This is a genomic window from Bifidobacterium thermophilum (assembly GCF_002846655.1).
Lineage (GTDB): Bacteria > Actinomycetota > Actinomycetes > Actinomycetales > Bifidobacteriaceae > Bifidobacterium > Bifidobacterium thermophilum.
This window is the reverse complement of the sequence record NZ_PCGX01000001.1, coordinates 11,887-37,627: the sequence shown is the minus strand read 5'-3', so window position 1 is coordinate 37,627 and position 25,741 is coordinate 11,887. Positions and strand designations below refer to the sequence as shown.

At 61.3% G+C, this 25,741-nt stretch carries 17 protein-coding genes; 9 read left to right on the top strand and 8 right to left on the bottom strand.

Going from position 1 to position 25,741, the window contains the following annotated elements:
- Positions 1–41: 41 nt before the first annotated feature.
- Complete coding sequence (locus CQR48_RS00140) at positions 42–1,397, bottom strand: sensor histidine kinase (RefSeq protein WP_101451560.1); 1,356 nt, start codon at positions 1,395–1,397, stop codon at positions 42–44.
- 6 nt (positions 1,398–1,403) lie between these two features.
- Positions 1,404–2,135, bottom strand: a complete 732-nt coding sequence (locus tag CQR48_RS00135) for a LytR/AlgR family response regulator transcription factor (protein ID WP_101451559.1) — start codon at positions 2,133–2,135, stop codon at positions 1,404–1,406.
- 416 nt (positions 2,136–2,551) lie between these two features.
- Between CQR48_RS00135 and CQR48_RS00130 the strand changes: the two genes are divergently transcribed.
- Both CQR48_RS00130 and CQR48_RS00125 read left to right on the top strand, forming a co-directional pair.
- Positions 2,552–3,679, top strand: a complete 1,128-nt coding sequence (locus CQR48_RS00130) for an ABC transporter ATP-binding protein (RefSeq protein ID WP_029576273.1) — start codon at positions 2,552–2,554, stop codon at positions 3,677–3,679.
- Positions 3,680–3,802: 123 nt separating this feature from the next.
- A complete protein-coding gene (locus CQR48_RS00125) occupies positions 3,803–5,272 on the top strand; it encodes a DUF4032 domain-containing protein (protein WP_101451558.1) in 1,470 nt (489 codons plus the stop codon).
- Between the two features lie 147 nt (positions 5,273–5,419).
- Here the strand turns inward: CQR48_RS00125 and rlmB are convergent, their stop codons facing one another.
- A complete protein-coding gene (rlmB, locus tag CQR48_RS00120; RefSeq protein WP_015451338.1) occupies positions 5,420–6,430 on the bottom strand; it encodes a 23S rRNA (guanosine(2251)-2'-O)-methyltransferase RlmB in 1,011 nt (336 codons plus the stop codon).
- 255 nt (positions 6,431–6,685) lie between these two features.
- Between rlmB and CQR48_RS00115 the strand changes: the two genes are divergently transcribed.
- From CQR48_RS00115 to CQR48_RS00105, 3 genes are all read left to right on the top strand, one after another.
- Complete coding sequence (locus CQR48_RS00115; RefSeq protein ID WP_244898851.1) at positions 6,686–9,682, top strand: cation-translocating P-type ATPase; 2,997 nt, start codon at positions 6,686–6,688, stop codon at positions 9,680–9,682.
- Between the two features lie 334 nt (positions 9,683–10,016).
- Positions 10,017–11,342, top strand: coding sequence for a hypothetical protein (locus tag CQR48_RS00110; RefSeq protein ID WP_143252434.1), 1,326 nt, complete (start codon positions 10,017–10,019; stop codon positions 11,340–11,342).
- A gap of 67 nt (positions 11,343–11,409) precedes the next feature.
- Complete coding sequence (locus tag CQR48_RS00105) at positions 11,410–12,150, top strand: alpha/beta hydrolase (RefSeq protein ID WP_101451556.1); 741 nt, start codon at positions 11,410–11,412, stop codon at positions 12,148–12,150.
- Between the two features lie 401 nt (positions 12,151–12,551).
- On the opposite strand, the gene CQR48_RS00100 is transcribed toward CQR48_RS00105, so the two are convergent.
- The gene (locus CQR48_RS00100; protein WP_101451555.1) at positions 12,552–14,630 is read right to left on the bottom strand and encodes a cation:proton antiporter; all 2,079 of its coding nucleotides are present in this window, start codon (positions 14,628–14,630) and stop codon (positions 12,552–12,554) included.
- A gap of 306 nt (positions 14,631–14,936) precedes the next feature.
- Here CQR48_RS00100 and CQR48_RS00095 point away from each other — a divergent pair, with 306 nt between their 5' ends.
- Complete coding sequence (locus CQR48_RS00095; RefSeq protein ID WP_033492872.1) at positions 14,937–15,368, top strand: nucleoside deaminase; 432 nt, start codon at positions 14,937–14,939, stop codon at positions 15,366–15,368.
- Positions 15,369–15,449: 81 nt separating this feature from the next.
- Here the strand turns inward: CQR48_RS00095 and CQR48_RS00090 are convergent, their stop codons facing one another.
- Positions 15,450–17,663 carry an alpha-galactosidase gene (locus CQR48_RS00090; RefSeq protein ID WP_101451682.1) on the bottom strand — a complete coding sequence of 738 codons (2,214 nt, stop codon included), beginning with the start codon at positions 17,661–17,663 and terminating at the stop codon, positions 15,450–15,452.
- 320 nt (positions 17,664–17,983) lie between these two features.
- Between CQR48_RS00090 and CQR48_RS00085 the strand changes: the two genes are divergently transcribed.
- Positions 17,984–18,829 carry a sulfite exporter TauE/SafE family protein gene (locus CQR48_RS00085; protein ID WP_101451553.1) on the top strand — a complete coding sequence of 282 codons (846 nt, stop codon included), beginning with the start codon at positions 17,984–17,986 and terminating at the stop codon, positions 18,827–18,829.
- Positions 18,830–18,863: 34 nt separating this feature from the next.
- On the opposite strand, the gene CQR48_RS00080 is transcribed toward CQR48_RS00085, so the two are convergent.
- Complete coding sequence (locus CQR48_RS00080) at positions 18,864–19,571, bottom strand: response regulator transcription factor (RefSeq protein ID WP_015451328.1); 708 nt, start codon at positions 19,569–19,571, stop codon at positions 18,864–18,866.
- A 60-nt stretch (positions 19,572–19,631) separates the two neighbouring features.
- Complete coding sequence (locus tag CQR48_RS00075; protein WP_143252433.1) at positions 19,632–21,365, bottom strand: sensor histidine kinase; 1,734 nt, start codon at positions 21,363–21,365, stop codon at positions 19,632–19,634.
- A gap of 141 nt (positions 21,366–21,506) precedes the next feature.
- On the opposite strand from CQR48_RS00075, the gene CQR48_RS00070 reads away from it, so the two are divergent.
- Positions 21,507–22,406 carry a DUF5067 domain-containing protein gene (locus CQR48_RS00070; protein WP_101451551.1) on the top strand — a complete coding sequence of 300 codons (900 nt, stop codon included), beginning with the start codon at positions 21,507–21,509 and terminating at the stop codon, positions 22,404–22,406.
- Between the two features lie 536 nt (positions 22,407–22,942).
- Here CQR48_RS00070 and CQR48_RS00065 read toward each other — a convergent pair.
- Entirely contained in the window at positions 22,943–24,184 is a 1,242-nt protein-coding gene (locus CQR48_RS00065; protein ID WP_101451550.1) for an ROK family transcriptional regulator, read from the bottom strand.
- Positions 24,185–24,419: 235 nt separating this feature from the next.
- Here CQR48_RS00065 and CQR48_RS00060 point away from each other — a divergent pair, with 235 nt between their 5' ends.
- Positions 24,420–25,709: an ABC transporter substrate-binding protein gene (locus tag CQR48_RS00060; protein WP_101451549.1), complete on the top strand. Its 1,290-nt coding sequence runs from the start codon at positions 24,420–24,422 to the stop codon at positions 25,707–25,709.
- Positions 25,710–25,741 lie beyond the last annotated feature (32 nt).

The window sequence follows — 25,741 nt, the reverse complement described above, 5'->3', positions numbered from 1 at the left end:
CAGGCTCGCTGTCATCTGATCCGCGTCCGCATGATGGCAGATTATTCGGCGGTGTGCCCGTCGCGCGGCAGCAGCACGGTCAGCGTGAACCAGTGGTCTTTTGCGGAAATACTCATTTCGCCGTTGTACTGTTCGGCGATATGCCTGATGGATTTTACGCCGAAGCCGTGCGAGGCGCGGTCCCGTTTTGAGGTTTGCAGATTGCCGGCGTCATCGGTGCGCAGATTGCCCTCGTAATAGTTCTCAACACGGATGACGATGAACTGCTGCCTCGAGAACAGCGCGAGCTTGATCAGGCGTTGTTGTGGGTCTTTGATGCGGCTGGTCGCTTCGATGGCGTTGTCGATGGCGTTGCCGAACAGCGTGGCGATGTCCATCGAACTCATGCCGGTGAGTAGCTTGCCGTCGGCGACAGCGGTGAAGGTGATGCCGTGGTCCACACACACTCGGCTTTTGCTGGTGAGAATGACGTCGAGCACGGGATTGCCGGTCTGCTGCTGCACGCTGTACTGCTGTACCGAATGCTCAAGCTGTTCGAAGCCTTGCGCCATATGCTCCGGGTCGACTTGTGCCCGCAGCGCCGTAATCTGGTGTTTGAGGTCATGGGCGATGCGTCCCAGCGATTCCAGGTTCTCCTTGGATTGCAGATATTCCTGATGCTGGCTGCGCAACTGTGCGTTGATGGATGCGAGTTCGGCGTTCGCCGCGGCCCGCCGCGCCTGCTCCTGCTGGGCGTAGAGAATCGCGAAACCGCAGAAATCCACCAGTGTACGGATGTAGAACACCTCTTGACCGACGCTTCCGGAGAACGGTGTGTTGGTCGACACGAAACTCAGATTGCTCATCGCGAAGGTGACCACGGTGATGGCGATGGTCGCGATGGTGGTGGAACGCGTGGGTTCAAGCGGCTCGGTTCGGCTGAAATTGTTGCGTTCCAGCAGCCACGCGAGCACGAAACAAGAGCCGTAGATGATGCACAGGGTGACGATATCCGCCACTTCGCGGGCGATGCCGAAGCATTGCGCGCTCCCGCGCATAAGGAAGGTGATGATTTGCCAGTGCAGGGACGCCACGAGTTCCGCGAGCACGAATGCACGCGCCGTGACATATAGCCCTTCGCGTTTGCCGGTGCCGGCTGCGAACAGCACGATGAGATACATCACCGAAAAGGCGAGAACCATGCCGAAAATCCAGAACCACATCGGCATGGCACCGTCGAAATACTGGACGGCGATCATGGCTGGCAGGCCGGCGGCGATTACCGCGATGCTGCGTGCGCGTGGTGCGCGTCGGTCGATGACGCTGACGTAGACCAGGCACGCCAACCACTCGCAGATGGCCGTGTACAGGCGCGGAATATCGGGCAGGGCGTTGGTGATTGAGCTGATATCATGCATGCGCTGTCACCGTTCACCTGTGGTGGCAGTACCCGCGAAATAGTCCGCAAGCGCGATGAGGAAGCTTTTCTTGCGAGGACGGCTGATCCGCAACCGTTCGCCGGAACTCATCACGCAATCCTGGCCGGCTACGCCCGTGACGTGGCGCATATTGACCAGATAGCAAGAGTTTGAACGGTAGAAACCCTGACCTGACAGCTGTTCCTCAAGTTCCTTGAGCGTGCTGCTGATGGAGAGCTTGCCGTCCAATGTATGGATGATGATTGTATGCCGCATGGATTCGATATACACCACATCGTTGAGGCTGAGTCGCAGTTTCCGTGAGCCCGCGTCCACGAGCAGCGAGTCCTGAGAACGCCGTCGGACCATCCCGATGCAGCGTTTCATCTCCTGGCTGAACGCGAACCAAGGGACGGGCTTGAGCAGGTAGGACAGCGCGCGCACCTTGTACCCGCTGATGGCATACTGCGGGGCGGCGGTGATGAACACGATCACCACGTCATCGTCGACCTGCCTGATCCGCCGGGCGGCTTCCATGCCGTCCATGCGTTTCATCTCGATATCAAGCAGCAGAATGTCGTACACGGGCTTGTACTGCTCGACGATTTCCTCGCCGTCGCTGAACGCGCAGACCGAGAACTCGACGTTCTGCTCGCGTTGGTAGCGGTTGAGATAGTCGATGATGTGCTGGCGGGCGGTTGCGTCATCTTCGACTACGCCGACGCGGATTGTTTGCATGCAGCTGCCTCCCTGTACATCGTACGTGGTATGCGAACCGTTGCAGCCGCAGGTCGCCGCTGTAAGCGAACCGCAAGGTTCTTGTATATACGGTTCTACAGTATCAGGCGGTTGATATGGACGGGCCGGTGTGGTTGCAGGACGCAAAAGGCTTGTGATACGTAGGCTTCTGCTCGATTCGTATCGACGCAACAACCCTGTTTTCGGCCCGGCACAACACGTCAAACGACACACCCTTGCCGTTGTCAAATCATCGTGTATACTGGGCCATGGCTCAACGAAGAGAACCTTCAATGGACCGGAACAAGTAAACGCCGAAGCTTGCAGTTTCCGAAGCCGGATGCTACGAGTGAACGCACCAAACCCTCTCACTACGGATCGTGAGGCACGTACCTGCCTCTGAAAGGATGAACATTATGGCAGAAGTCGTATTCGACCACGTCACGCGTATCTACCCGGGCAATGACAAGCCTTCGGTTGATGATCTCAATCTTGATATCAAGGATGGCGAGTTCCTCGTGCTCGTCGGTCCGTCTGGCTGCGGCAAGTCCACAACGCTGCGTATGCTCGCCGGCCTTGAGGAAGTCAACAAGGGTCGTATCTTCATCGGTGGCAAGGACGTCACCACCATGCAGCCGAAGGATCGCGACATCGCAATGGTGTTCCAGAACTACGCGCTGTACCCGCACATGACCGTCGCCGACAACATGGGCTTCGCCCTGAAGATCGCCGGCACCCCGAAGGAAGAGATTCGCAAGCGCGTCGAGAAGGCCGCTGAAATCCTCGACCTCACCGAGTTCCTCGACCGCAAGCCGAAGGCTCTGTCCGGTGGTCAGCGTCAGCGTGTCGCCATGGGCCGTGCAATCGTCCGTGAACCGAAGGTCTTCCTCATGGATGAGCCGCTGTCCAACTTGGACGCGAAGCTCCGTGTGCAGACCCGTACGCAGATCGCTGCACTGCAGCGTCAGCTCGGTGTCACCACCCTGTACGTGACCCACGATCAGACCGAGGCTCTGACGATGGGCGATCGCATCGCCGTCATCAAGCTCGGCAAGCTGCAGCAGGTCGGCGCTCCGACCGAGCTGTATGATCGCCCGGCGAACGTCTTCGTGGCCGGCTTCATCGGCTCCCCGTCGATGAACCTGAACACCCACCCGGTGGTCAACGGCAAGGCTAAGATCGGCGACGACACCATCGATCTGCCGGCTGAGGCCGTGAACAAGCTCACCCCGGAGGACGGCGGCAAGATCGTTGTCGGCTTCCGCCCGGAGGATGGCTCTCTGGCCGCTCCGAACGAGCCGAACGCGTTCTCGCTCAAGGTCGTCAACGTCGAGGATCTCGGCTCCGACGGCTACATCTACGGCAACATCATCACTGATGGCTCGGTTGCCGAAGCCACCACGCTGATGTCCGATCAGAACAAGCTCACCACGATTCGCGTGAACCCGCGCGTGCTTCCGCGCGTCGGCGAGGTCGTCAAGATCAAGATTGATCCGTCGAAGATGCACCTGTTCGCGCCGTCCACTGAGCTGCGTCTGAACTAGGAACTTGGCGGGAGCAATCCCGTCAACCAGTAACGCGAGGCTTCTCTTCCTCTCTTTCGGCCTCGTTGGAAAAGCCCCGCATAGCTGCGGGGCTTTTCTGTTGGAAAGGGTAGCATGAGGAACATGGAAACGAACGACCAGTCACAGCTTGACCCGCGCGCGGTGAACGCGACATCCGTCAAGGCGGAAGACGGCAACGAGGAGTCGAAGGAACCCGAGACGCTGAATATTACGGCGGCGAGCTCGAACCCGAAGATGTTCACCCTGCCGTGGAACCAGCCGTTGGCCATGTGGCCGGACGATCTGCTGGTCAACCTGCCGCGAGGCATCTCCCGGCACGTCGTCCGCTTCGTGCGCGTCGGCGATGACGTCTACGCGATGAAGGAGATTACGCGCAGCGTGGCGGAACGGGAGTATGAGCTGCTCAGGCGACTGCGCAAGCTCGATCTGCCCACGGTCACGCCGATTGCCGTCGTCACCGGGCGCCACGACAAGGACGGCAACCCGCTCGAAGCCATGTTGGTGACCGAGCATCTGAAATACTCGCTGCCGTACCGCGCGCTGTTCGCGAGGAACCTGCGCACCGACACCGCGGAACGGCTGATTGACGCCCTCGCCGTGCTTATGGTCCGGCTGCATCTGGCCGGCTTCTACTGGGGCGATGTCTCGCTGTCCAACGTGCTGTTCCTGCGTGATGCCGACGCGTACTCGGCGTTCCTTGTGGACGCCGAAACCGGCGATCTGCATGCGAATCTCACCGAAGGTCAGCGCGAATATGATATCGACCTGGCGCGCACGAATATCATCGGCGAGCTGATGGATTTGAGCTCCGGCAAGCTGCTCCCGGGCGATGTGGACGAAGTCGAAGTCGGCAACCGGCTGGTGGACCGCTACCATTCGCTGTGGAGCGCGCTCACCGATGTCGAGACCTTCAATCCGGACGAGATGTGGAAGATCGAGAAGCGCGTCAACAAGCTCAACGAACTCGGCTTCGACGTGGATGAGCTCGAGGTGAAGACCGCCGCGGACGGCACCCACGTGCTGGTGCGGCCGCGCGTGGTCGATGCCGGGTATGCGTCCCGCAAGCTCATGCGTCTGACCGGCCTCGATGTGCAGGAGAACCAGGCTCGGCGACTGCTCAACGACCTTGACACGTATCGCGCGTCCACGTGGCGGCAGAACGAGGATCTCGAAGTGGTGGCGACCGACTGGATGCGCGAGGTCTACGAGCCGACCGTGCGCATGATTCCGCCGGAATACCGTTCGCAGATCGAACCGGCGCAGTTCTTCCACGAGGTGCTGGACCACCGGTGGTTCCTCGCCGAGCATGCCGGGCATGACATCCCCATGGCGGAAGCCGTGCAAAGCTATGTCAAGAACGTGCTCCCGCAGTACAAGCTCGATAAGAAGGCGATGAAAGATATCAACGCCGACGCCGATTCCGGTGTCATCGACGATGAGTTCACGTACGCTGATGATTCGGCTCGCGGACAGGGCGCGGAAGGCGAAGGCGCGGAAGGCGAAGGCGCAGCGGGCGAGGGCGACGGGTACAATCCCGAGGACGACCCCGACGCCGCTGTCTGGAGCCACTGACAGGCGGAACTGGCTGGCGTACTGGCAGAGACCGGCCTGAGCCATCCCCGACCCCGATACCATCGCGCTCAATACACAAACTGGTTACGCTGAGACTCTTCCCAGCGTAACCAGTTTGTGTATGGGGATTGTGCGGTTGACGGCTGATTACTTGGCTGCCGCTTGTGCTTGCTGTTGCGCGGCTTCGCGACGGGCGCGCGCCACGGCGTACAGACTGATACCGGCGGCGACCGAAGCGTTCAGCGATTCGACCTGGCTGTCGATTGGAATACCGGCGATGGCATCGCACGATTCCCGCACGAGCCTGCTGATGCCCTTGCCTTCGGAGCCGAGCACGACCACAAGCGGATCGGTCTCGAACCCGGTCTCGCCGACGAGCGCATCCCCGCCGCCGTCAAGCCCGACAACGTAGTATCCGCGCTCTTTCAGTGCCTCAATCGCCTTGGTCAGGTTCACCACGCGCGCAACCGGCAGATGGGCCGCAGCGCCGGCCGACACCTTCCAGGCCGCGGCCGTGACGGAAGCGGAACGGCGTTCCGGCAGAATCACGCCGTTTGCGCCGAACGCCGCCGCGGAACGGATCACCGCGCCAAGATTCTGCGGGTCGGTCACGCCATCCAAAGCGATAAACAGCGGGCGGGCCGCAATACGCATCTGCGGGGAATCGACCTGTTCCATGGCCTTCGCGCGCTTCTCGGCCTTGTCGGCGAGGTCGCGCAACGACGCGTATTCGTAGGGCTGCACTTTGAGGATGATGCCCTGATGGTTGCCGGAATGCGCGATGTGATCCATCTCCAAGCGATCGGCCTCCAGCAGGTGGAGCCCTTGTGCGGTGGCGATTTTGATGATCTCGCGCGTGCGGTCATCATGCTCGATATGCGAGGCGATATACAGCTGAGTGCTCGGCACGCCTACGCGCAACGCCTCGAGGACGGAGTTGCGGCCGATGACCAGATCGGCGCCGTCGGACGTGTACTTGGCGGCCCGACGCCGTGCGGCGAGACGTGGATCGGCGGCTTTGCGGCGGTCCGCCGCCTGCTTCGCCTTGTATGCCTTGTGATAGACGCGATTCTCTGCCTTCGGGGTCGGACCCTTGCCCCGAAGCGCGTTACGATGTTTTCCTCCCGAACCCTTGGTCGGGCCTTTCTTGTTAGCCATACCTTTCATTATCTCATGGCCGATGGAGCAATCGCCGGTCAGGGCGGCCGGAGCCGATGCCGGAGTGTCGTCGGAAAATCGTGGATTTCAGCGTTTCGTGAACGCCTCGGTAGGGGGCGTCTTTGTAGAATACAAGTATTGCGCCGTAGGCAATCGCCCGGTGCCCATAACCGCGCAGCCTTGCCGTGCCGGCATCGTCAGCAGACGCAGCAGACACGAGGGTTGACTACTCCGCGGCTGACTGAGGAGACCATCATGGTTGATCACCAGCTCGATCAATCCCCATCCCATGCCCCCCAGGCGCAACCAGCCGAAGCCGGTGACCTGCATGCATCCGCGATTCTTGACACCGATCCGTCGCTCACCGACGCATCGGATGTCGCCAAAGCCCTGCATGTCGATCCCGCTGTCGGGCTGAGCTCGCAGGAGGCGAAACGCCGCAAGGAAAAGTTCGGCCCGAATCAACTGGCCAGCGCACCGCCGGTGCCCAAATGGAAGAAGTTCCTCGCCCAGTTCCGCGACCCGCTGGTCTATCTGCTGCTTGTCGCGACGGCCATATCGCTAGTCGCATGGTTCATCGAACGGGCGAACGCGCAGCCCGGCTCATCCACCGAGGCGCTCCCGTTCGACGCCATCGTCATCGTGCTGATCCTCATCGTCAACGCGGTGCTCGGCTACATCCAGGAAGCAAAAGCAGAACAGGCGGTGGCGGCGCTCGCCAGTATGACCGCCCCGCAGACCTCCGTGTTGCGTGACGGTCAGGTGATGCGCATCGACACGTCGGACGTCGTGCCGGGCGATATCCTCATCCTCGGCGAAGGCGATTCCGTCTCCGCTGACGGCAGACTGCTCGCCGCCGCATCCCTGCGTATCGCGGAGGCCAGCCTGACCGGCGAATCCGTGCCGGTCGCGAAGAAACCCGAAACCCTTGACAGCGCCAAAGCGCTAGGCGACCGCATGAACATGGTGTTCAACGGCACATCCGTCACCCAAGGCACCGGGCGTGCCATCGTCACCGGCACCGGCATGGACACGCAGGTCGGCAAAATCGCCGATATGTTGTCGCAGACGGAAGACGAGCAGACCCCGCTGCAGAAGGAAATGGCGCACGTTTCCAAGGTACTGGGTATCGCCGTGTGCATTATCGCCGCGGTGGTACTCGCCGCACTCGCGATTATGGAAGGCTTCCACAGCGTCGATGACGTCATCGAATCCTTGCTGCTTGCCGTGTCGCTTGCGGTCGCCGCAGTACCAGAAGGCCTTGCTGCAATCCTCACCGTGGTGTTGGCGCTCGGCGTCCAGCGTATGGCCAAGCACCACGCGATTGTCAAGAAGCTGTCATCCGTCGAAACGCTCGGTTCTGCTTCGGTAATTTGCTCTGACAAGACCGGTACACTTACCCGCAACGAGATGACCGTCGAACGGGTGGTCACGCCGAGCGGCGAAGTGCAGTTGACCGGCACGGGGTACGCTCCCGAAGGCAGGATGATCGCCGTTGGAGCCGCCGATGGCGATTTGGAAGTGCCTGCCGATATTCGTGCGGAGGTCTATGCCACCCTGGGCGCCGGTGCCATGGCGAACGACGGCGAGTTGCGTGAAGGCGACAAGCCGGGCACATGGGATATCGTGGGCGACCCGACCGAGGTGTCGCTGATTGTCGCGGCCCGTAAAACCAAAACCGACCGCCGGTTCGAGAACTTCCAACGTGTCGGCGAAGTGCCGTTCACCTCGGAACGCAAGCGCATGTCGATTGTCGCCAAGGACAACGCGGACTCCGGCAAGCTCACAGTATTCGCCAAAGGCGCTCCGGACGTGCTGCTCTCGTATTGCACCCGCATCGCCGTGGGCGGCGCGGTCCGGCCGATCACCGAAGGCGACCGGCAGGAAATCCTGCACCAGGTCGAACGGCTGTCGAACGAGGCCTACCGCACGCTTGGCGAGGCATACCGTCCGCTTGACACCCCTTCAATCGCTGATGTTCCGGGCATGATTTCCAATGCGGCAGGCGAGGTGCTCGATATCGCTGACCAGAGCGACGCGTTGGAACGTGACATGATCTGGACCGGCATGGTCGGCATCATTGACCCGCCGCGCACCGAAGTGCGTGACAGTGTCGCCGAAGCGCACCGGGCGGGCATTCGTACGGTCATGATTACCGGTGACCACCCGCTGACCGCAGCGCGTATCGCCAGCGACCTCGGCATCATCGACAAGGGCGGCAAAGCCTTGACCGGCGACCAGCTGGATGCCATGGACCAGCAGTCGTTCGACAAGGCGACATCCGAAGTGTCCGTGTACGCGCGCGTCGCCCCGGAGCATAAGCTCAAAATCGTCGATTCCCTGCAACGGCAAGGCAATATCGTGGCGATGACCGGTGACGGCGTCAACGACGCCCCGGCGGTTAAAACCGCGGATATCGGTGTGGCGATGGGCATCACCGGCACTGAGGTGACCAAGGAATCCGCCAAGATGATCCTGGCGGACGACAACTTCTCCACCATCGTGGCAGCCGTGCGCGAAGGCCGCGGCATTTTCGACAACATCCGCAAGTTCCTGCGCTACCTGCTCAGCTCGAATGTCGGCGAAGTGTTCACCGTGTTCTTCGGCGTGGTGCTCGCCGGCTTCCTCGGCATCACCCAGCCGGGTTCCGCGGGTGTCACCGTTCCGCTGCTGGCGACGCAACTGCTGTGGATCAACCTGCTGACGGATGCCGCGCCGGCGCTCGCCATGGGCGTCGATCCGCAGACCGAGGACGTGATGAACCGCAAGCCACGCAAACTCACCGACCGGGTGATTGACCGTTCCATGTGGGGTGACATCGTGTTCATCGGCGTCATCATGGCTGCGGTCACGCTGATCGGCATGGATATGCACCTGTCCGGCGGCTTGTTCACCGACCGTTCCGTCAACGCCATCGGGCATGACGCGCAGATGGTGGAGGCGCGCACCATGGGCTTCACCATCCTTGTGTTCGCGCAGCTGTTCAACGCGCTCGCCTCGCGTTCGGCGCGCCAGTCCGCGTTCGTCGGCCTGTTCTCCAACGGCTGGCTGTGGGGTGCGATCGCGCTGTCTGTTGTGTTGCAGCTCGCGGTGATTTATCTGCCGTTCCTCAACACCGCGTTCGGCACCACACCGCTCAGCGGCGGCGCTTGGCTGGAATGCATCGGTCTGGCAGCCATCGTGCTGGTCGCTTCCGAACTGCGCAAGCTGGTGCTTCGCGCAGTGGAACGCGGCAAGGAATCCGTGAAATGATGCGGCATCAGCCCAGACGGCCAGATGCCGGGTTCGGGTGCGAATGCCGCCAGAATGCGGCAAGGCCCTGATCGGCACTGACAGCGTCCGAGGCGCGTTGCGAGGCAGGATTCGCTGATGAATGTGGGACGTCGTGCGGCAATGACCGGTTTTCCGGTCGCCGCACGACGTCCTCGTATATTGCCGGGTGACTCGGCGTATCTGCGCCCGGCGCCTGATATGGTGAAACGATGGTGACAGCAACCCGCTGAGTGCCGACCGGCTGTCGGGCGATGAACGATAATTGCTGTTGCGCGTATTGCGTATGTATGGCTGAAACGTGAATGAGGGCATGATGACAGACGACGGAAAGGCGTTACCCATCGATTCCGGGACTTCTGCGGCTTCAGAGGCCTTGGGAATGCCGAAAACCACAGGAAACGAGATTGCCCGATCACGGCAGGCCACGGAGAAGGCGTCAAGCACGTCGGGGGAGGATGCATTCCGCCGGAACAACGACAGTTTCAATGCTGATGACGACTATGCTGATGACGATCCGTGGCAGGACCCTCTTCATCCCTGGAATGGACTGTATGACCGCGCCCAAGCGTCCCCGCAGCCGGATGACGATGTGATGGCAAAATTGCAACGAGAGGCCGATGGGTCGTCGTTGTCGCCGCAGGCGTCGGCGGCGTATGCGGTTGGAATGTCACCTGTCGAGCGGCAAGAGGCGACGGCTGGCTCCGCACAACAGTCTGTGCATTCGGAGCAAACGCAGGCGGGTGCCGCCACCGCTGCTGGTGCCGGCTCCGACTCCGGCGAGCGATCGAATCTGCGAAATAACCCGGCCGATAGCGACCGCGATAGTGACAATCACCCTGGTCATGCGGGCGAACCAGCGGTGCATGAACATGAATTCCACGCCGGCGAAGGGCGTGACCCGCACGCTTTGGCGGCACCCAAGCTCAAGCGCCAACGCAAGCCGATTTCCGCGGAACGCTGGATTGCCGGCGGCGCGGCGCTGAGCGCACTGTTGTCCCTCGCTGCGGCCTCGTGCGCGGCATTGCGTGCGGTCGCTCCCGGCAAGTTGTCTCAACTGGCGGTATTGCCCGTATCCGCTTACACCGCGATTGGCTGCGTGTTTGCGGTACTGGCCATCATTCTCGTCGTCGCCGCCCGCGTGGCGGATTTGAAACGGCGCAAGGGCGGCCATGCGGGTACTGCGGCCATCGTGCTGACCGCCATGGCCGGCGTGTTGATTGCCAGTGCGCTGGTGGTAGGCAACTTCTTCCCTGACGGCATCATCAAGGCGTCTGGACGCGATAACGCTCCCGTGAACAGTACGTCACGCATGGAATCCGGCATCGAGGAAGCAACCGAGCGGTGCTCCGACGGCTGGCAGACGATGGATGTCAGCGGTTACCCCGGCATCAGCACGGTGGCGGTGTGCAAGACCACGCGGATGGCGTTCGTCACCTTCGACAGCGCGTCAGCCGCCTCCATGTACCGCAGCGCAATCACGTCGAAGATCTCGTCCACGCTGGACAGCTACTCCACCGACTCGCGCGCCCAGGGCGAATGGCGTATTCTCAGCGGCGAACGCTGGATCGCCTTCGGTCAGAAATCCGACATCGAAGCCCTGCACGACCAGTGGGGTGGCACCATCAGCACCGTGCAGTGAGCGTTGTCTCCCGAATATGATGCCGCCAACGGATAGTCGCGGACAATTCGCGGGTATATTGGGCGGTATGAGTGAATCTTCACAGCTGGTGGGTCGTGAATCGAACGTAGTGCCGGGGCGGTTCGGCGAACCGATGCAGGTGCGTGAAGCCCAATGGTCGCGCGGAGGCGGCAACGCGCAGCCCAATCGCCCGATGCTGCTGTGCCTGCACGGCTGGGGGTCGAACGAGCAGGATCTGGCGGATATGATGCGCTACGTGGCTCCCTACAACGATTTCGTATCGCTGCGTGCGCCGCTCGTCTTGCAGGAGGAGCATGGGTCGATTCCGGGTGCCTACACGTGGTTCCATGATTGCGTGCCGACCGGCGAGGACCTGGACCGTGACTCCTTCGCCGCCGCCAACGCGATCGATGCGTGGGTGTTGGAGCATATCCCCGCAGAACGTGACGTGGTGCCGATTGGCTTCTCCCAAGGCGGATTGCTCGCGATTCACTTGCTGCGTGTACATCCGGAACGGTACCGTGCTTCGATTTCACTGTCCGGATTCCTTGCTCCTGCACAGGTTCCTGGCACCGCTCCCGCGGATGATCGGCTCGCCGACCTGCAAATCCCGACCTTCTTCGGCTATGGTCAGGCCGACACCGTGATTCCAGCGTATGAGATCCACGCGATGTCCGCATGGCTGGAGGAACACACCTGGCTGACGGAGAAAAGCTATCGCGGGCTTGATCACGCGGTCAGCTTGCAGGAATTCAATGACTTGCGCCAGTGGCTGATGCTGCACAACATCACGTCCGGTATGCTGTGAGCCGCGTGGTGTCGGCGGTTGTGTGTGAGGATTGGGTCACAATGTGGCCCCCGGAGTGGCTCAAATCGGATGATTGGACGATGACGGCTGCCTCTATGTGAGGATTGATTCACAATGTGGCCCCCAAGGCGAAGCAAATCGGCTGGATAGGTATCGATGGGCGTCATCGTGTGAGGATTGGCTCACACGATGGCCACTGTGGTTATGCAGATCGACCGATGAGACTCCAGCAGGGGTGGATGTGTGAGGATTGGCTCACACGGTGACCCTCGAGATGACTGAAATCAACTGGCTGGGTGTCCGCAAGGGTGGATGTGTGAGGATCGGCTCACACAACCGCCCCTGCCGGTGGCTCGGGCCGGTCTCCTGGAGGCGAAAAGCGCCGTTGTGTGAGGATTGGCTCACACACCGGAGTCCGCGTCCACCTGCATCACATACACGTTGCGACGCAGCTGCCTCAACTGGGCGCGATTAATCCGTCCGTCCTCGAACAGGTCCTGGATGATGCCCAGCTCAATCGCATAACTGTTGCGCTTGACATCCTCCACCTCGTTGATGGTCTCCGCGCTGCGCTCCATATTCGGCCGGTTGCGCAGGGACGCCTCAGCACGCTGATAATCAAGAATCAGCGCCGAACAATCCTCGGTATTGTAGGTGCCTGCATGCATCTGCTCATACAGCTTGCCGATCACTACATGAATCGCTTCAAGCTGGGTGCCGCGCACGGCCGCGTAGATTTCGTCTTCGCTCATCAACGGGGTCGTACGCAGGATTTTGCCGTATACCCGCCGCGCAAACAGTGATGCTCGGCGTTGCAACGCGCGGAACCGTCCGCGAATCTGCGAGACCGCCTGCGAATTTCTTGACCCCGCTGTCGCATGGCGGAGCGTGGTCATCAGCTGGTCGAGCATGCGCTCGCAGGCTTCGATATGCAGGTCGCGCTGATGGGTTGCCGCTGGGGTTGCGGGCTCCTCGTTTTTCAGGTCGATGATTCGTTGCTTGAGGAAGTCTTTCTCCCATTGCAACGCCTCGATTTGCAGGGCTTCGAAGCCTTGCGGGTCGGCGCTGCCGATGCGGTGCTTGAGCCGGGTGATGCGCTTGGTGTATGAGTCGATGACCGCGAGCACCGCCCGTCGATTCTCCGGAGTGACGCGGCGGGCGAGCTCCTCCACGGTCTGGCGCAGCACTTCCACGGTGATGTCGTCCATCTCCTTGGTGTTGTGCAGGTGGGTGGGTGCGAGCAGCGGCAGCAGGAAGTTCGCGAGCAGCAGCGTCACGATGATGACACCGGCGGCCACGAATATCAGCTCGTCGCGCATCGGGAAATCAGCGCCCGCGGCGATGGTGTACGGGATGGTGAACATCAGGGACAGGGTGATGGTGCCTTTCGGCCCGCCGAAGGTCATGATTGCGGCGGAACGCCAACGTTCTGGGGTCATCCGGCGGCGTCGGCCTGTGCGCTGGTCGCGGGCGATGCGCAACATGGCGGCCACCCACACGAACCGCATTACGACCACTACGGTGGACACCAGCACGATGATTCCCAGCAGCATGATGTTGCTTTCCGTGGGGTCGGACCATGTGGTGCCCAGCACGTCCGGCAGCATCATGCCCAGCATGATGAACACCGAGCCGTTGAGCGCGAATGACAGCACCGCCCACACGCTGGATGACACGATGTTGGTGCGGGCGACATTCGGGCCCACGCCGCTGCGATCATATTGAGCAATCAGCCCGGCGGCCACAACCGTGAGAATGCCAGAAACGCCGACCGCCTCCGCGCCTAAATACAACAGGAACGGCAGGAACAACTCCATCAGGATGCGTGATGTGGTGGTTTCCCAACCGAAGGATCGCATCAATCCGAACAGCCAATTGGCGATGATGCCGAGCACCAAGCCGAGCAGGGCTCCGCCGAAGAACGAGACGGCGAACTCTTCGGCCGCGGCCCCGACGGAGAACGTTCCCGTGATTGCCGCGAGAATCGAGAACTGGAATCCGACGATGCCGGAAGCGTCGTTGAACAGGGATTCGCCTTTGAGAATTCCGCGTTGGCGTTCGCTCAGCGTGGCTTCATGGCTCAGCGATGTCACGGCGACCGCGTCGGTCGGGCCGAGCGCCGCACCCAGCGCGAAAGCGGCGGCAAGCGGCACGGCAGGCCAGGCGGCATGCGTCACGTAGCCGACCGCGACCATGGTGGCGATTGCCAGCCCGATGGCCAGCGACAGCGAGAGTTTGAGATTCTTCAACAGCGTTGTCTTGTCGATGCCGCGCGCCTCGAGATACAGCAGCGGGGCGATGAACAATACCATGAACAGTTCCGGGTCGAGGGTGACATCCGGGAAGAACGGCAGTTGGGCTGCGGCGGCCCCCAGCACGATTTGTACGAGCGGAGTGGAGATTTTCGGAATGAAGCGGCTGAGGAACGAAGACACCACGACCGCGCCGACGATGCACAGGACGAGGGTCAGTTCCGTCATGATGCCGCCTTCCTTGGACTGGTAAGCAGTGGGCGTGGGCTGTGGTGCGTTGCGTTGCCGATTGGGGTTGCCGCATGGCACGCACGAATACTTCCAGCGTACCGGGCGCAGATGAATTTTGTTCGCTGCGTGCTGAGGAGTAGTTGTGGACTGACTGTAGGCAGACCGTGTGCTGATTGCGCATCAGCTGGAGATAGGCGGCATGCAGATTGGGCAGGTGGCTAGTGCGCGAAGCTTGCCGCTAGACTGGCTGATATGGCGGAAACGGGAAGTCGTGCAACGGTAAGCGAGATGCTGGACGGGCCGATGCGGCTGGCGCTGGGTCTTGCGCGTGAGGCTGCGCGTGAGGGGGAGGTGCCGGTCGGGGCGGTGGTCATCGGCGCTGACGGCGCTGTCATTGGTCGTGGCCGCAACCTGCGCGAGCGCGGCGGCGACCCGTTGGCCCACGCCGAGGTCGAGGCAATGCGTCAAGCCGCTAAGACCTTGGGGAACTGGAATCTTGCCGATTGTACGCTGGTTGTCACCTTGGAACCGTGCCCGATGTGTGCCGGAGCGTGCCTGCAAACCCATATCGGGCGTATCGTGTTCGGTGCGTGGGATGCCAAATTGGGCGCATGCGGTTCGGTGTGGGATATCCCGCGCGATCCGCATGTCGGCTCATTCCCTGAAGTGTATGGGGGAGTATGTGAGGACGAGTGCGCACGTCTTCTCGCGGATTTCTTTAGCCCCAGGCGGTGAATCGGGTCGTCCCCGGCTGAGATGTCATGTCACGTCACACGCGCGCACCTCAAGCGCACGCATGTGACGTGACATGCGAAGTCACACCCGCACGGCCTCGAACAGCACGGCTTGTGCCGGGTGCAGGCTCGGCGGGCGGATACCGTAGGTTTCAAGCGCAACCGCAGGTAATGTCGCACCGTCGGCGGTCCACCAGCCGAGCGCGGACTGCCCGTTGCCGATGCCGTCGGCGTCGAGATCAAGGCTGACTGACAGCGGCTTGACTTGGTACACGGCATCCGCATCGAGTCCGGGAAGATCGACCGGTGCCGCCGGGTAGGTCTGTGACGTGGTCAGCTGCGTGAAACGGTACACGGCGTGCGAGCGGTCGGCGCTGACAATGCCGTCCAGGCGCACTGCCGGATCCGCGGTATCCGCATGCACTGTCGTCCCGGTTTCGAACATAGAGCGATGCTCCTTGTATGCGCGCACCCACGCGGCCAGTTTGTCCAAGTCCTCCTGTGGCTCCTTGAGCAGATTCCATTCGATGCCCATATGCCCGAAGAACGCCATATCCATACGCAGGTCTTGGCTGGTCGCGCGATGCGTCGAATGTGCGGGGCTGGCGCCCACATGCTCACCGATCATTTCGGGCGGCACCAACAATGACGTGTAGCGCTGGATGTCTGCACGCTCCACCGGATCCACGCAGTCGGATGCCCAGACACGGTCGGCGTAGCGCAGGATGCCCAGATCGATACGGCCGCCGCCGGAGGAACAGCTTTCGATTTCGAGTCCGGGATGCGCGAGTTTCAGATCACGGTAGATTCGGTATACGGCGAGCGTCTGTTCGTGCACGGCTGGCTTGCCGGAGCGCGGGGACACCGCTTCGGTGACGAGCTTGTTGTGATCCCACTTGATGTAGTCGATGCCCAGTTCGCCGACCAGATGGTCCATCGCGCCGAACACGTAATCGTACGCGTCCGGATTGGTCAGATCGACGACCTGCTGGGAACGTCCCTGCATCGGCAGGCGGCCGGGGGCGGGGCGCAGTACCCAATCCGGGTGGTTGCGGAACATGTTTGAGTTCGGATTGACCATCTCCGGCTCGAACCACAGGCCGAACTCCATGCCCTTGCCGTGCACGTAGTCGGCCAACGCCTTGAGGCTTTTTGCGCCGTCGGGCCACACATCCTGTGAGACCTGCCAGTCGCCGAGGCCGGCGGTGTCATCGCGCCGGGCGCCGAACCAGCCGTCATCCACGACGAACCGCTCCACACCGCTGTCCACGGCCTTGTCCGCGAGCCGGACAAGCGTGTCATAATCATGCTGGAAATAGACGGCCTCCCACGTGTTGAGGATGACCGGACGCGGCTTATTGGCGAGATTCGGGTGCTGCGCGCGCAGGAACCCGTGGAAGCGGTGGGCGACCTCGTTCAGCCCGGTGCCGAACGCGCCATACACCCACGGCGTGGTGTACTGGCCTCCATGCTCCAGTGTGATTTCGCCGCCGAACAGCTTCTCGCCGCCGCCGATCACACCCTGCGTGTAGGGCAGACGTTCTGCAGACAGCACGCTGTTGCCGCTCCAACCCACATGCACGGAATACACGTCGCCGTGCTCGAAGCCGAATCCGGGGGCGCCGGCGGTCAGAAGCAGGGATGCGTCGAAATCAGGGCGCCCGGCCATCGAAAGCTTTTCGAAGCGGCCGATGGTGAGCGGCTGGCGCTGCGGTGAGCGCTCACGCAGATGGTGGCCGGTGGTGGTGAGGATTTCCACCGCCTGTTGAGGCATCGGATACCCAAGTTCAACACCGTTGACGTCCAAGGTGCCGTCCCCGAGATTGGTGATGGTGGCAGATTGGCGGATCAGGCCGGAATCGGTCAGTTCGCAGGTCCACTGCAGAGCGATCTGCTGGTCGGCGTCCTGTGCGTCGACGCTGATGATGGAGGCGCCCTCGTTGTCTCCTGCGGCAGGGCTGATAGCGGTGACGGCGAAGTTGCAGAACAGCTCGCGCCCGTCACGGCGGATATCGATGCGTTGCGCGCCGATCCACGATTCAGACTGCGTGGGCAGAATGCTCGGCCATGCGGTGTTGTCCAATGCGCCGGACACGCGTTGCGGTTTAAGTGCGTCATACAGGTGCACGAGGGTTTCCGGGTGCGTCAGTGGGCGCCCCCAATGGACGAACCGGGGGAGGGCCTTGCCTGGGAAAATCAGTGCGAACGCTACGTTGGCAGCGGCGTTCTCCGCGTACACCGCAGTCAGGTCAGTGCCGTCGTTCGCTGTTCCGGGGATGATGGTGATGCGCGTCATTGCACTCCTTTGGTCGTAGGGTCTGTCGTTGTCCTTCGCTGTGCCGGAGCCGGCGCGTGTATGCTGGCCGCGCCGCTCCTGCATTGTTGGTTGTATGGTATGTGCTCGCGTTTTCCTTGTCTCAGGACGCGTGTCGTGTGCATTGCGCAAGAAAAACAGGATTTTCGCGAACGCTGAAGAAACGCTAACGATGAAAAAATGCAGGTGTCAGGAGACTGACATGGAACGAGGACGTTGCGCGGCTGTCGGGCGCGCTACAGTTAGTGCCGACTGCGGCGCATTCATGCGCACGGAAAAGCAGGAAGCAGGGAAGGACACCCATGGCGTATTCCAGCACACAGGATCATGATGCACTCGGGGGCAGTCTTGTTCGTCGTGTGGTGGTGCTGGCGATGGTGGGTGTGCTGTCGGGCCTGATGTCCGGCCTATTCGGCATCGGCGGCGGCACGATTATCGTACCGGCGTTGGTCTGGCTTGGCCTGACACAACGCCATGCGGTCGCCACCTCGCTCGCCGCAATCATTCCGACCGCCATCGCCGGCGTGATTTCGTACGCGCAATCCGGACATGTGGACTGGATCGCCGCGCTGCTGCTCGCCTGCGGCACAATCGTCGGATCGCAGCTTGGCAGCTGGCTGCTGTCACGATTGCCAGAAATGGTGTTGCGCTGGGCGTTCGCCACGTTCCTGGTCTTTGTGATTGTCTCGCAGATTGTCGGGACGCCGTCGCGTGACAGCACGATTCACATGACATTTCTGACCGGTGTTCTGCTGATGCTGCTCGGCGTGTTCGTGGGCACATTGTCTGGCCTGCTTGGCATCGGTGGCGGGGCGATTGTCGTACCGGCCTTGTCGCTGGCGTTCGGCGCGAGCGACCTGGTGGCCCGCGGCTCGTCACTGCTCATGATGATTCCGAATGCCATCGCAGGCAGCGTCGCGAATGTCCGGCGCGGCCTGGTCAACCTGCGTGACGGCCTGATCATCGGCGTGGTCGCGGCATGCCTGACGCCCGCCGGCACGTGGATCGCCGGCTCGATCAGCGCTCGTATGGGAGCCAATCTGTTCGCCATCTATCTGTGCGTGATTTGCGTGCGTTCCGTCTGGGCCGCCGTGAACGTGACCCCCGCCTTGGCAAAGCGCCTCCCGCGCCGCGAATCCTGGCGTTGATAGCGGTGCCACGGACGACGTTTGCCCTCCACGCTTACCGTCCGGCCCGCTCCACCAGCCTCGCCAGCTGCACCCGGTTCATGCTCAAGCGTTCGCTGGCGCTGGACAAATGCGCTTTTACTGTGCGTTCGGATATGAACATCCGTTCGGCGATTTCCTGATTGCTCATGCCTTGCGCGGCCAGGATTACGGTTTCCCGCTCCCGCTCGGGCAAGCTGTCGAGCATGCGTTTCGCTTCGTCCTCGCGGGCATTGAACCGTGCGCTCGCCATATCGTCCAGTAGCTGGCGTTGCGCGGCCTGATTGAATTGCGGCTCGCCCAGGCATACGGCGATGATGCGTTCGATGATGGTTTGCGGTGCGTCGGTTTTGGAAATGAAGCCTTCCGCACCCATTTCCACGGCGCGTTCCACCGTGCGTTGCGGGCTGAGCGAGGTGAGGATCAATACGTGCGTGCCCGGACTGACGCGTCGCACGCGGTCGGTGGCTTCGATCCCGTCCATGGCGGGCATGTCGATGTCCATAAGGACGACGTCTGGATGGTCGCGTTCGGTGGCGGCAACGGCCTGCATGCCGTCCGCGCACGTGTCGAGGACGCGGATTCGACCGCGGGAATAGTCCTGCAGGATCAACGCCATGGTCTGGCAAATCATGGGGTCGTCGTCGGCGATGATCACGGTGATCGGGGCATCGTCGCCTGCCACCGTATCATCAGGTTGTTCGATTTTCTCTTGCGTCCGCACGGCTCCATGATACCGGAGATGCTGATGCCGGCGATCTTGCCGTTCAGTGTGCGATGTCTGTTACTGGGGGTCTGCCTCGGATGCCTGTTGCCGGGCATCTGCCGAGGGAAGCGCCACATCAAGGTGGAAGACGCCGCGCTGGTCGGTTCCCCATGTACACGTACCGCCGGATGCCACCACGCGTTGGCGGATGCCGCGCAAGCCGTTGCCGCCTGCTGGTGTGCTGACCAACTCGTTGCCGGCTGTGCTTTCGATGCCAGTACCGTTCGTGTTCCCGTTCCTGTTGTCGGTGGTATCTCCCTGCGCCTGCATGCCGGTCGGATTGCTGATATGCACGCCGATGCCGCGTTCGGCAGAGCAGGTGACCTCGAGCTCGATGGGCTGTCCGGGGGCGTGCCGTCGCGCATTGGTGAGTCCCTCCTGGACTGTGCGATAGGCGATTTTTGCGATATCCGGGTGGATGGCGCCCATGTCCTGGATGTCAATCCAAGTGTCGATGTGCGCGCCTGCGGCTTTCGCGTCGGCAATCAGGCCGCTTAATGATTCACGTGACAGCGACGTGGTATCGTCCGGCCCGAGCGTTTGCCGGGCTTTGTTCGGATTGCGCAGCAGATCAATGATGCTGTGCGCTTCGTCCAACGCTCCCGCTGCCTGCTTGCGGATATCTTCGGCGCGCTGTGCGATGTCGTGTAGTTGCTGGTCGGTGATATTGCCGGCTTCGAGCGCCCCGCATTGCACTTGCAGGGCAGAGGCGTTGACCGCTATGAGCGACAGGCTGTGCGCAAGCGTGTCATGCGCCTCCGTGGCGATGGCGTCCGCCAGTTGCTGATCAGCAAGGTCGGATTGCAGCATCTGCGCGCGATCCTGCTGTTGTGCTGCCTGCCGTTGGGCTCGCCGCGCGCGTGAAGTGTTGCGGTTCGCCACGCCGACAATTACCGCGATGGCGATGGATATCACGGCGAGAAGCAAGCCTGACCACAGCATGCTCGGTTGGCTCGCCGCGTGGACGACGTGTCCTTGATCGTTGGTGCTGGACAACATGGTGCCGATGATGGAGTATTCGGCTGGCATCAAGGCATCGCGCAGACGGGAGATGACGGTTGCCGCGCTGCTGAGAGCGATGAGTCCGTAGATGCGGCGATCCGGGTCGCGACGAGCAATCAGCGCGCTTTGTGCCATAAGTGTGGTGAGCGGGCTGATGGGCAGGCAGATAGTTATTATTGCGGTGATCAGGCAAACGAATTCCGGTTTCTCGTCGCGGTTGCGCAGCAGGAAGGGTAGTGCGGCGCCGGCGACCAAACCAATCAACGACCAGAACATGCCGATATCGTTGTGCCATGCGGACATGCCTTCGTAGATGAACGCCGGTTGCACGATTCCGCAGGCAATCGCGCATGCGAGCATCACCGTTGTGATGGTGATGCGGCGGGTTTTCCCGTTGCCCGATGCACCGGTATCGGTTCTTCCGGCTTGCTGGCGAGGCGTCGTGTACGGGTGTTGCAACATATACGATTGCGCTGGTTGCGGTTGCTGAGGCTGAGGCTGCGCAGGTTGCGCTGGTTGCTGAAACCGCCGGGGTTGCTGTGTTGCGTACGGCTGCCGGTACTGGTATGCACCTTGGAACGTGCCCTGTGATGGGCCGCCACCGTAACCATATGGTGATTGATGCCCGACTGGTGCGGATGGCATAGCACGAGGTGTCTGAGGGGTTCCTGCTGTCCCCAATGACCCGATGGTCCCCGCACCCATCTGCTTGTCGGGTTCGCCGCCCGGATACCCTCCTGCTTCGCTCATGCCGTCCACTGTACTCAGTGAATTGTCGCGCCGCCATTGTCCTTTCGGGCATATCGGCACGGCCTGTCGTACACTTTCCGCTTCTCTTCCCAGCCCGTAGCGTGGGGATTGTCCTGATCGGAAGAGAAAAGCGAGGATGACATGGACGACAACCAACAGTATGGGACTCAGCCGTACGGCAGCCCTCAGACCGTATATTCACCGCAGCCGCAAGCTGCACCCACGATGCCGGCGACTCCCGGGGCGCTCCCGCCGAACACCGTGTACCCGCAGCCTGTGCCAGGCGGCGACCCGGATGATGACGTCCCGCGCAAGCTGAGTGCCAGCGCGGTCGCAGGTCTGGGCCTCGGCATTATTGGCATCATCTTCAGTTTCATTCCGATTATCAACAATGTCGCGTTCATTCTTGGCATCATCGGTTTGGTGTTCGGCATTATCGGTTTGGTCGCGACCAAGCGGGGTGGCAAGCGTCGCGGCAGGGGACTTGCGATTGCCGCGGTCATCCTGACGGTTCTCGCGATGGTGATCACACTGGTGATGCAGCAGGCGACAGGCAAGGCGCTCGATGATGCGCTCGGCACGTCTTCCACCACATCCCAGTCTGCCTCGTCCGGCGCGAAGAAGGACAGCGGTGATTCATCTTCCTCCGCGGCGGCGTCTGGGGCGCAGGATACCGAGGGCGATCTTGGCAAGCTTCATGTCAAGATTGTGTCTGCCGCCAAGTCCGGGGCCGACTATAACGGCCAGCCGACCGTGCTGGTGACCTACGAGTGGACGAATAACACCGACAAGAACCAAGTGTTCTCGGTGGCCACGTCGGCGAAGGCCTTCCAAAACGGCAAGGAGCTTGACATGGCGATCTATACGGAAGCGCCGGCCGGCTATGATTCCAACGCCAGCCTTCAGGAGATTCAGCCCGGTGCCACCCAGCAGGTGAGCGTTGGCTACGTGCTTCAGGATGATTCGCCTGTGGATGTTGAAGTGAGTGGCACCCTTGACTTCTCGGGCGCCAAGGTCTCGCACACCTACCAGCTGCAGTAGGGGATGCGGCGCGGTTCCTGAATGCGGTTCAGGGCTGTGCGGTCGACGATCTGTCGGCTGCGCAGCCCCGAGCTTGTTTGTGTGTGAGATTGTGTGTGAGGATTCGTTCACACACTAGCCGGTTAGACGCCCGGAATCGCAGACCTTGCGGTTCCAGACGCCCATTGTGCGAGGATTGACTCACACAATGGCATGCTGACGCTGCCGGGCGAAAGAATCTGACCCTCAGAGGGCGGGTATGTGAGGATTGACTCACAATGTGGCCCCCAAGGCGGCTGTGGCAGTCTGATTTGGTGTCGTCAAGCGTGGTTGTGTGATGATGCGCTCACACAGTGGGCGTCTGCACGTCCCGGGCTACGGTTTCGGAGGCTGTCGGTCGCAGCCGTGTGAGAATTCGCTCACAAACCGGCGGGTGGAACACGCAATCTCAGTCATTCCGCCCTCCTGACAGCCTGTTGTGTGAGCCAATCCTCACACGCCGACCTGTCGAAGGTTGGCTCACGCCGTCCAACCCATAGCCACATGGCCACCCCGCCTCACCCGATATACCGCGCGATCGCCCGTGCGGCCGCGGCTTTCGCCCAGCTTTCCCAAGAGAAATCAAGGATTTCGAAGTCGACGGTCGCCGCCTGGCTGGGGCGGTACCAGTTGATGCCGCTGCGGATCGATTCCTGGTTCATTTTCGCGAGGAATGATGATTCCCCGCTGATCAGCACTTTCGACGGCATGGCGAAGTTCGCGACCGTGGATACCAGTACGCCGAGTCGGAAGCACAGGCGGTTGAGTAGCTGCCGTGCCTGCGCGGTCCCTTCCTGCGCGTCGGCGGCGAACTGGTCGAAGGTGACCATGTGCCCCACCATGCCTGAATACTCTTCGGCCAGCGAATCATTTGTCAGGCATTGCGAGCAGCCGGTGTGACCCGCGTAACAGCGCGGCCCTTCGGGGTCCACGAGGATATGCCCGGCCAGCCCATAGCTTTTATCAGGGTAGTCCACAGGCATGCCGTCCTCGGCGAGCGAGTACCCGACGCCCGCGCCTATCGTGACCACAGCGAACCGTCGCACGCCGATGCCGGCGCCGAACCAGCTTTCATACAGTAACAGCGAATCGAGGTCGTTGAACACCGCTGTGGGCAGCCCGCCCGTCTGCTCAATCGCCCCGGCGGCATCGACCCGCCCGTCCCAATGCAGGAAGGGAGCGTACGTCACATACCGGTCGTCTTCCGCATGCCCGCCGAAGCTCAGCCCTACGGCCACCGGGCTTGGCGTGACGTCCGAACGGTATTTGCGGATTGCCGTGCCGATGGTTGCGGCGACATCCTGCGGCTTGGTGGATTCAAGCGTCACCGTGCGGCATGGCCCGACCGGCCGACACAGCGCGTCCACAGCCACAATACTCACCTCGGAGCCGTGGATATTGATGCCGAGGAAAGTGCGCTCGCCGGCGCGCAATCGCAGGTTGGTCTGCGGGCGGCCGCGTTTTTCGCGTGATTCTTTCGGTATGAAGCCTTGCGGGAGTCTGCCTTGTTCTGTGGTGTTACCGGGAAGTTCCTCGATGACACCTTCGTAGATCAGGTCGCTGGTGATGCGCGACAACGCCCCTTGTGACAGTCCGAGAAGTTGGGCCAGGGTCGTGCGCGCGATGGGTCCGTATTGTGTGATGGCGCGGGTCACCCGGTGGGTTTGCGGGGAGCCGGTGAACCATTGGACGTCTGTCGTGAGTTCATGCTCATCGCCTGATTCCGCGGTTTTCCACGTATCTGTCTCGTGTGTCGTCATCACTGCTCCTTGCCTGTGGGGTCCATCGCCGGCGTGCGAGGATACGTCCTTGTTCTCATGGCCTCGCATCTGATATCCTGCATTTTCTTTCTCAATACATAAAAATACCGTGTTTTTCTTTCCTCATGCAAGAGGCGCGCAGGGGCTGGGAATGAAATCCGCAGTCACGTATGCTTGCAATCACAAACAAGCCGCAGCGAAGGTGTTGCGGTGTGGAAGAGGCAAAGGAGTCTTCATGAAGACGGATTCCCATTCAGGACGCGGAACGCTCAGGTCGGTACTTCGCAGGGCGCTCACCGTGGCATGCATTGCGGTGATGGGGCTCGGTGCCGCCGGGTGTGGAGCGTCGAACGCGCAGACGGTGACGTTGGATTTCTTCCAGTTCAAGTCTGAGGCCGCTGACCAGTTCAAGAAGATGGCTCAGGAGTTCGAGAAGGAGAATCCGAACATCCGCGTCAATATCAATAATTCCGCGAACGCGCAGACTGATTTGCGCACCCGGTTCGTAAAGAACCGCGTTCCGGATGTCATCACGTTCAACGGCGATATCAGCTTCGGCATGTTCGCCGCCTCCGGTGTGTTCCATGATTTCACAGACGATCCGATTGTTGACGAACTCAACCCTGGCATGGTCCAGATCGCCAAGAACCTGGTGCAGACCACCGACCCGGCGAAGAAGCGCCTCTATGGCCTGCCGTTCTCCGGCAACGCATCCGGCTACATCTATAACAAGACGCTGTGGCGTAAGGCTGGCGTTGATCCGAACAATCCGCCTAAGACCTGGAACGAATTTATTGCCATGCTGAAGAAATTCAAGGCTGCGGGTATCAACCCGGTGCAAGCCAGTGTCGCGGACGCGTGGACCACCCAGGCGCCGCTCGCCTCGCTCGCCGGTACGCTCGTCCCGGAATCCGAGTACACGAAACTGAAGGAAGGCAAGACCGACTTCAAGACGATCTGGACCGAAACCGCGAAGAAGGAAGTCGAAATGTACTCCTATTCGACGTCCGACAAGGGTGTCACCTATCAGGAGGCCACCCAGAACTTCGCGAAGGGCACGGCGGCGATTATCCCGCTCGGCACGTATGCGATCCCGCAGATTACGATGATCAACCCCGATATCGACCTCGGGTTCGCGCAGATGCCGGCCAGCAACAACGTCAAGGAGCAGAAGCTCACCGCAGGCGATGACGTGATGCTCACAATGGGCGCCAACACCAAGCACCCGAAGGAAGCCATGAAGTTCATCAAGTTCCTGATGAGCAAGAAGCAGCTGAACGCCTACGCGAAGGCCCAGTCCGCTATTTCCCCGCTCAAGGACACCTACTTCGGCAACAAGGCGCTGGAAGGCGTCCGCCCGTTCTTCGAAAGCAACGACGTGGTTGACTTCTGCGACCACTACATCCCGTCGTCCATCAACATCGGCGGCTACCTGCAGACCATGGTGATCAGCGGCAACGTCCCCCGCTTCATCAACTCGATGCAGAAGGAATGGGACAAGGTCCAAGCTCGCACGGTCGAGTAAGTCGAGTAATCGGACACGGAGAAAGGAAATAG